10 protein-coding genes are annotated in these 8549 nt (G+C 46.3%); 9 read left to right on the top strand and 1 reads right to left on the bottom strand.

The annotated features are described in order from the left end of the window. From AC4E7D_RS08120 to AC4E7D_RS08160, 9 genes are all read left to right on the top strand, one after another. A partial coding sequence (locus AC4E7D_RS08120; RefSeq protein WP_490173305.1) for an ester cyclase occupies positions 1-512 on the top strand: 512 nt, incomplete at its 5' end. A 41-nt stretch (positions 513-553) separates the two neighbouring features. Continuing rightward, complete coding sequence (locus AC4E7D_RS08125; RefSeq protein WP_490173306.1) at positions 554-1324, top strand: hypothetical protein; 771 nt, start codon at positions 554-556, stop codon at positions 1322-1324. Positions 1325-1391: 67 nt separating this feature from the next. Continuing rightward, a complete protein-coding gene (locus AC4E7D_RS08130) occupies positions 1392-2324 on the top strand; it encodes an ester cyclase (RefSeq protein WP_490173307.1) in 933 nt (310 codons plus the stop codon). A gap of 13 nt (positions 2325-2337) precedes the next feature. Further along, positions 2338-3393 (top strand): methyltransferase, encoded by a 1056-nt coding sequence (locus AC4E7D_RS08135; RefSeq protein ID WP_490173308.1) that lies wholly within the window; start codon positions 2338-2340, stop codon positions 3391-3393. A 29-nt stretch (positions 3394-3422) separates the two neighbouring features. Beyond that, entirely contained in the window at positions 3423-4184 is a 762-nt protein-coding gene (locus AC4E7D_RS08140) for a hypothetical protein (protein ID WP_490173309.1), read from the top strand. A 124-nt stretch (positions 4185-4308) separates the two neighbouring features. Then, on the top strand, positions 4309-4686 hold the full coding sequence (locus AC4E7D_RS08145; protein WP_490173310.1) for a hypothetical protein: 378 nt from the start codon (positions 4309-4311) through the stop codon (positions 4684-4686). A 2-nt stretch (positions 4687-4688) separates the two neighbouring features. Next, positions 4689-5630 carry a sugar phosphate isomerase/epimerase family protein gene (locus AC4E7D_RS08150; RefSeq protein ID WP_490173311.1) on the top strand — a complete coding sequence of 314 codons (942 nt, stop codon included), beginning with the start codon at positions 4689-4691 and terminating at the stop codon, positions 5628-5630. Between the two features lie 409 nt (positions 5631-6039). After that, positions 6040-7383 carry an MFS transporter gene (locus AC4E7D_RS08155; protein WP_490173312.1) on the top strand — a complete coding sequence of 448 codons (1344 nt, stop codon included), beginning with the start codon at positions 6040-6042 and terminating at the stop codon, positions 7381-7383. Positions 7384-7493: 110 nt separating this feature from the next. Then, complete coding sequence (locus AC4E7D_RS08160; RefSeq protein WP_490173313.1) at positions 7494-7913, top strand: DUF2141 domain-containing protein; 420 nt, start codon at positions 7494-7496, stop codon at positions 7911-7913. 53 nt (positions 7914-7966) lie between these two features. On the opposite strand, the gene AC4E7D_RS08165 is transcribed toward AC4E7D_RS08160, so the two are convergent. Beyond that, the gene (locus AC4E7D_RS08165) at positions 7967-8446 is read right to left on the bottom strand and encodes a Dps family protein (protein ID WP_490173314.1); all 480 of its coding nucleotides are present in this window, start codon (positions 8444-8446) and stop codon (positions 7967-7969) included. Positions 8447-8549 lie beyond the last annotated feature (103 nt).

Genomic DNA, 8549 nt, shown 5'->3' on the forward strand with positions numbered 1-8549 from the left:
AAAATTGGTCCTTCTTACTTCTCTTTTTGATCGCCTCAGTGGTGTCCTGCAAAAGGGAAAACCAGCACCAGGAGAGAGAACGGGAGGACCTATTGACACACAAGGTACGTACATGGATCGATACCTGCTGGAACCAACAAAATTTTGAAGTTTTGGAGGACCTCACTGCTTCACAGTTCATGCGTCACCTCAATGGGGTAAAGGTAGCCCAGGGCAGAACGGAGCTCAAGGCCCATCTGCAAATGTTCTTTACCGCCTTCCCGGATTTAAAAATCAGCACAGACGAAGTCTATCTTAAAGATAACATGGCTTTCCTGCACTGGAATGCACAGGGTACCAATATCGGGATATTCGGAGAAGTGGCCCCTACAGGAAAAAAAGTGAACATCAATGGTCTTTCCCACCTGAGTTTTGACGGGGAAGGAAAGATCAGTAAGGAAGTGGTGTACTACAATGAACTGGAACTATTGCAGCAACTGGGATATGTCTTGCTGCCCCCTAATATGGAATAATACAACCAAAATATTAATTAATAACCTAAACATTGATCACTATGAGAACACTAAAAATCAAAGTACTTACACTGGGACTTTTGTTCCTGTTTCCAGCCCTAATCTCTGCCCAGGACGATAAGAAGTCCCAGGCCTACTGGGTCCATGAAGATGTGGTGAAACCCAACATGACAGCGGAATACGAAGAAGTATGCAAGGAATTGCTCGGGCATTTGAAAACGCATAATATTCAGGGAACTGGATGGATAACCACCAATACGGCGGATTCCAGATACCTCTATGTGGGTCCAGTTGATAATATGGCCGATCTGGGTAAGACGCCTTTCCCGGAACTGGCAGAAAAAATGGGTGCAGAAGCAATGGGGGCACTCTTCGCGCGAATGGACAAGTGTTACGATACAGAACACGACTATGTCATCCACCTGGACAAGGAACTCTCATATATGCCAGGAGGGATTACACAAACGCCAGAAGGTGAGAATTACAGAAAATTCCATTATCTGCATTTCACCCCGAGCAATCGGGCTGTGGTAAAGGAAAAACTAAAGGCTGTGAAAGATATGTTCGCCGCCAAAGGTTCAAAAGTTGATTACCGGGTGTACAAAAGCGGATTTGGCAATCGCGGAGAATTCTACATGGTGGCGGTAGCCGCAAAGGATCCGGTGGACTACGCACAAAGAGGGGCAGACAATCAAAAGTTAATGGGTGAAGACGGTCAGAAGGTAATGGGTGAACTCTGGGAACACTTACTCAAGTATGAAGAATTTGTAGGACAAATGCGTCCCGATATGGCATTTACCCCATCCAACTAAACCAACCTGCCCCGGAGAACGACCATATTCTCCGGGGTTTCATTTAACTCTTAAAAGCAAGTACATTATGAAAAATTTCTTTTATGCGGTACTCATCGTTTTACTGATCGGTGGATGCCAGCCTCAGGGACCTGAACGCTTCAGTACAACAGGACCCGAAATCGACATGGTTAAGGCCTTAGTGGCTGATTACGAAGCAGGTGACTGGGAAGCCTGGAATGCTGCCTATGCCGACACTGCCAAAATTTATTACAACAACTGGGAAAATGCCCTAACGGCCAAAGCAGCCGGGGAAGGCCACCAGGAAAGTATCGCACAGGTTAGTTCCTATTCCTTTAAGGATGATCCGGTATTTTACGAAATGATAATAGATGATGAAGGTAAAACCTGGGTCAATTTCTGGGGTGTCTGGGAGGCGACCGTAAAAGGCAGCGGGAAGGAAGTTGATGTCCCGGTACACCTTACCGTCAATATCAAAGATGGAAAGATCGTAGAAGAACATGGATTCTGGGACAATTCTATTTTTCTGAGTGCTCTTGCAGAGGTGCAGGCCATGCAAAATGCCCCGGAAGCAGAACAGACTATATTAGCCAACCAGGTGAAAATTGCCGAAGCCTGGAATAATTATGACAAGGAGCTCTTTGCCTCCGTTACATCACCCAATGTTATCCGTAATGCCAATGGAATGCGAATAGCCAACAACCAGGAAGAATACGCCAGTTTTATGGATGTATTCCATACGGCCTTCCCGGATTTCAATGTAACCATTGACAGTTCTACACTACAAGACGGAAAAGCCTATGTCAACTGGACCGTTACCGGCACCAATACAGGGGAATTCATGGGAAATGCCCCTACAGGCAAGGCTGTAGAAACTCATGGTATGAGTGTCTGGACCTTTGACGCCGACGGTATAGCCGTACGGGAGGATGCCTATTTTGATAATATGGAACTCTACAACCAGCTGGGGTACACAGTTAGTCCGCCACAGGGGGAATAATAGAACGCCTTCCATGGAAACAACTGTTAAACAACAAACACCCCACCAAAAACAGGCCAACCCATCCCATATCATTCAGACAGGGATGGGTTTCTGGGCCTCCAAGACCCTTTTGACCGCGGTAAAAATGGGACTCTTCACCCGTTTGGGAAAGGGCCCGTTACCAGCAAAAAAGATTGGTGATAAGCTAGGTATTCATTCCCGGGGACTGTATGACTTCCTCGATGCACTGGTGGCCCTGGGATTCCTCAACCGAAAGGGATTCAAAGAGACTGCTGTATATAGCAATACCAAAGAAACCGACCTCTTTCTCAACAAAAGGAAGGCGAGTTATATCGGGGGTATACTGGAGATGTGCAACAACCGATTGTATCCCTTCTGGAATGATTTAGAGGATGCCCTTCGTTCCGGGCAACCGCAGAATGAAGTGAAGGGCGGGAACAAACCTTTCTTCCAGGAATTATACAAGGATGAAGCCAGGCTCAGGGAGTTTGTGAGCGCTATGGGGGGATTTCAGATGCACAATTTCATGGCCTTTTCCAGACAGTTCGATTTCTCTTCCTATCGTACCCTCTGCGATATCGGTGGGGCCGGCGGTAACCTGGCAACACAGGTGGCGGCTAAGCAACCCCATATGCACTGTACCACCTTTGACCTGCCTGAAGTATCTACCATAGCCCAGGAGAACATTGACCGCCTCGATTTTAACCCCAGGGTGAAAGTGGTTGCCGGTGATTTCTTCAGGGATCCATTCCCTAAGGCTGATGTGCTTACCATGGGTAATATCCTGCACGACTGGGGACTGGAGGACAAGAAATTCCTGATTACCAAAGCTTATGAAGCGCTCCCTCCCGGGGGCTCGCTGGTAGTTATTGAAAACATTATCGATGACTACAGGCGGAAAAATGCCTTTGGACTGCTGGTTTCCCTGAACATGATGATTGAAACCTATGAGGGGTTCGACTACACTGCAGCTGATTTCACACAATGGGTGAAGGAAGCAGGTTTCAGGGAAAGTTATAAAATGCGGCTTAACGGTCCTACCAGTGCGGTAGTGGCCATCAAATAATTTAAATACAACCATTAAAAACCAAAACAATGAAAAAACTCATCATTTGCTTACTATGTATTCCAGGCCTCCTGCTTGCTCAGGAAAACACAGGTTATCCGGTAATTGAAAATGTCATGCTCACCGTAGATCCGGAGGATGTGAGCAAATTCGAAGCCGGTATGGCCGCCCATAACAAGAAATTCCATGCGGATGATACCTATGGGGCACGGGTGTACTGGATATCGAACGGAAAAAATGCGGGAAAATACGTCTGGAATATGGGTCCCATTCCATGGGCTGCCTTTGACAACCGCCCGGCCATGGAAGGGCACGACGAAGACTGGAACACCAATGTACTGGCCTATGTTGAAGCAGAAGGCGAAGTGAACTATTGGCGTTTCCATGCGGAAAGGTCGAACTTTTCTAAGGATTTCGACCTTAAAAACCTGCTGGTATTTGTCGTGGATGTGAAAAGGTTCAGGGATATGGAATTTATTAGTGCGGTGGAGCAGGTACAGCAGGTATACAAGGAAAAGCGACCTGACCAGATCTATGGTATCTACACAAACGAAATGGCGAATATGGAGGGCAACGATTTTGCCTGGGTAGACTTTTTTGGCAGTTCCTCCTGGATGGGACAACAAGACACCTTCTTTCAGGATTTTGAAGCCGTGCACGGAGAAGGCAGTGCAGGTAAATTTATGAAGACGATTGAAAACACCACAGACGGGGAGCGGCACGAGCTATGGGTATACCGGGAAGACCTGAGTGGTCTTAGCTCCAGGATCGAAGCAGCCAGCAGACAATAGCCCCGAAAAATAACAACCAACCAACTGGCAAGACCCGGGATTTCCCGGGTTTTGTTTTGCCCAGAAGGGTGGGCTGATAACCCAAATTTTGATTAACTTTAAGGAAACACAAAACCTGACTCAAATGATACACAACAAATTCTGGCAGGCTTTTTTTGCCCTCTCACCCATCATCATTTTTTTCATCATCATGTTGGGCTACTTTGCCTTTCTTTTTTCTGTACTGAGCAATATTCCCGAGCTTGAACGCGCCCACGATGGTCCGCCTGAACTCATATTCAGCTGGCTGGGCGGATTCTTTATTGTACTGTTCCTGGTGATCATCCTTTCGCTGGCCAGCCTTATTTTCTATATCGTTCATGCGGTACAAAACCCCAACCTAAAGAAAAACAACTTATTGCTCCTCTGGATTTTACTCTTTGTTTTTGTTAGTGGTCTGGGGCAACTGATCTACTGGATCGTGGAAATCGTGGCAAAGCGAAATGACCCGGCCATAGAATAGTCATGTCTAACAGAAGAGAATTCATAAAAAATACGGTTTTAGGGAGCGCAGCCCTTTGCAGCCCGCTAGCCTTTGGGCAGGGGATGCATATTGATTTTTTTAACCAGGCGTCAATAAAAATATCACTGGCCCAATGGTCCCTGAACCGTGCCTTTTTTTCCGGCGAACTCGATCCCCTGAACTTTGCACGCATTGCCAAAACAGACTACGATATCCAGGCCGTTGAATATGTAAGCGCCTTCTATGCCGACAAGGGTAGCGATGCGGCATTCTGGAACAATATGCGGCGTAGGGCAGATGATGAAGGGGTTAGTAGTCTGCTCATCATGGTGGATGATGAAGGGGAACTAGGCAATAAGAATGATGCACAACGGAAGGTAGCTGTGGAAAACCACTACAAATGGATCGAAGCAGCAAAGTTGTTGGGCGGGCATTCTATCCGGGTAAATGCTTTCGGAAAAGGAAGCCGTAAAAAGTTGCAGGCCGCGCTTGTTGACGGACTCGGGGAACTTGCCGCGTACGGGGAATCCGTTGGGATCAATGTCCTTGTGGAAAACCATGGCCTGCACACTTCAGATGCCGAGTTTATAGTCGCGGTGATCAAGGAAATCAACCATCCGTATTTGGGTACGCTACCGGATTTCGGCAATTGGTGCCTCTCTGCAGAATGGGGCAGCACACAGGGTTTTTGTGAACATATCTTTGACCCTTACCGGGGGGTATCGCTTTTCATGCCCTATGCCAAAGGAGTAAGTGCCAAAGCCTATTCCTTCGATGAGCTGGGTGAGGAATCCCGCATCAATTACCAGCAGATGCTTAAAATTGTGAAGAAATTCGGCTATACCGGACATATTGGAATTGAGTTTGAAGGAAAGCATATGTCAGAACCTGAAGGGATCAGGGCCACAAAAAAATTGATCGAAAAGGTCTGGAAAGAAATCTAAACTTTAAAGTGCTGTGAAAGCTGTTTTACACCAAAACTTATCCCTCCGGGAAAACTGAATATGTCAACCGCCAAGAGTAATAAAAAATGTAAGGATTTCCCAGAAGGAAGTAGTTTTAGTGTTTTTTAAAGTTTTAGTAAGATTTGTCCTTCGAAGATAGTGACTAGGGACAAACAGACAATTTTTTTCGATCAACTGCAGCAAAACGTATCATTTTAACAGCATAAATGTTAAAATTTTACCGTTCATCGATTTTTTTAAGATCTGATTTTGTAAACCAGCCCCCCTTATTTCGGGATCATTCTGCTTAACCTGACTGATCGAAAAATCCCATGGTTTCCCCTCTAATCAAATAAAAATCCTAATTTAGGTCGGCTCGAGCAAGAGCTTACAAACCAAACAAACTATTATGTCACAAATCTCCATCAGCTCGGTCAAACCGCGACTTTCCTTCTGGCAAATCTGGAATATGAGTTTCGGTTTTCTGGGCATACAATTCGGTTTTGCCCTTCAAAATGCCAATGTTAGCCGCATCTTTGAAACCCTTGGGGCGTCTAAGGACGAATTGCCCATACTATGGCTGGCAGCGCCTGTAACGGGCCTGCTTGTACAACCCATTATAGGATACTACAGTGACCGTACCTGGCATAAAAAATGGGGACGGCGCCGGCCGTTCTTTGCCATTGGGGCTATCCTTGCGACCATCGCCCTCTTTGCTATGCCCAACTCCACGGTATTGTGGATGGCAGTGATCATGCTATGGCTGATGGACGCCTCAATAAACATCAGTATGGAGCCCTTCCGGGCCTTCGTAGGGGACATGCTCCCCAATGAACAACGGACCAGCGGGTTTGCCATGCAAAGTTTTTTTATCGGCCTTGGGGCCATCATCGCCTCTGCCCTCCCCTACGTGATGACCAATTGGTTTGGTGTAAGTAACGTCTCTCCCGACGGGGGCATCCCGGATTCGGTAAAGCTCTCCTTTTACCTTGGGGGCATCGCGTATTTCTGCGCGGTGATGTGGACAGTTTTCAAAACCAAAGAGTACCCACCAGATGACATTGAAGCCCTGAAAGCCGAAAACGCAGAACGCGGTGTCTTCCAGGGACTGGGCGAGTCCTTTATGGGTATTTTTAAAATGCCAAAAACCATGGTCCAACTTGCTTTTGTACAGTTCTTTTCCTGGTTTGCGCTTTTTGCCATGTGGATCTACACCACTTCGGCGGTGACCAGCCATGTATATGGAACCTCAGATACCACCTCCCAAATCTATAATGAAGGGGCCGACTGGGTAGGGATATGTTTCGCTGTCTACAATGGCATAGCAGCCCTTGTGGCCTTCCTGTTGCCTGTGGTGGCCAAGAAATTAAGCAGAAAGGTTACCCACCTGCTGGCCTTGGCCATAGGCGGTATCGGCCTGATCTCTGTTTATTTTATCTCAGACCCCAGCCTGTTGCTGGTATCGATGATAGGGGTGGGAATTGCATGGGCCAGTATATTATCCATGCCCTATGCCATGCTGTCCAGCGCCCTCCCGTCTCAGCAGATGGGATATTATATGGGCGTGTTCAATTTCTTTATTGTGATCCCGCAGATTGTAGCCGCAGGGATCCTGGGCTTTATGCTGAAGTCGTTTTTCGGGAATGTTTCCATTTATGCCCTGATCATTGGGGGGGTAAGCATGCTCCTGGCCGGTGCCCTGTGCCTGATCGTGGAGGATAATGAAGAAAACAGGACAGCTGGGCAGGCCTAGTCAGGTTTTCTCTACAATTCAGGAGAACATTTCTACAATTCAGGAAAACATTCTTCAGTTTGTCAACAGGAGGTAACATCTTTGTCCTGTAACCTTAAAAACACAGCACAATGAAGAAGTTGATACTCACTAGCATTTTTGTCGTCTCCTTTATGTTCCTTCACGCACAGGACGATACCGGCGTTACCGTAACTGTAGTTCTTGAAAATGTCTTGAACGATGAAGGGAACATCCTCGGGGCCCTGCATACCCAGGAAACCTTTATGCGGGGGGAAGGCGTTGCCAGTTTTTCCGATACCTCTAAAGCAGGAGAAATGTCCTTCAAATTTGAAAACGTACAGCCAGGTATCTATGCCGTATCCGTGATGCAGGATAAGAACGAAAACTTTCGAATGGACCGCGAGCCTAATGGAATGCCCTCAGAACCCTATGCCTTTAGTGGGAATGATATGACGATGGGGCCACCGGTTTTCGACGCAGTAAAGTTTGAAGTTGCTGACGAGGATGTGGAGTTACGGCTTCGGTTTTAAGAAACAAAAAAAGGCTACCTCCCCGGTAGCCTTTTTATTTTTCTCTGCTCTGTTTACATATCCTCCGCTAACCATGCCTTCATCATCCATACCGTTTTCTCCTGCTCGGTGATAAAATCACTCATCATGGAGTTGGTCCCTTCATCATTGGCTTCGTCAGATGCTGTTAAAATCCTGCGTTCAATGATCAGCAACTCCCTCAGGGAAGAAACGATCAACCGGATGGCATTTTCGTCATTGGTCACATTTTCCCCCACAGGAACTGTTGCCTTGTTAACATAGTCCTCAAAGGTGTGCAAAGGGGTAACTCCTAGTGTCAGGACGCGTTCTGCAATCTCATCAACTTTTAGGTTGGCATCATCATACAATTCTTCGAACTTGGTATGCAGATCAAAGAATCGTTTACCCTTGATGTTCCAGTGGATTCCCCTGAGATTCTGATAATACCGCTGGAAATTCGCCAATAAGATGTTGAGTTCTTCTCCTAATGCCCTGGACTTTTCCAGATCCAATCCAATACTATTTAATGTCATTTTTTTTCTGTTTTTGTTGTATAAATGTAATAAGATTTACTTATTAAAATATGTTTTTATTATCAGTTAATTTTATACTTTTATTGTTCTAAATTATCTGTAT

The organism is Lentiprolixibacter sp. (genome assembly GCF_982873095.1).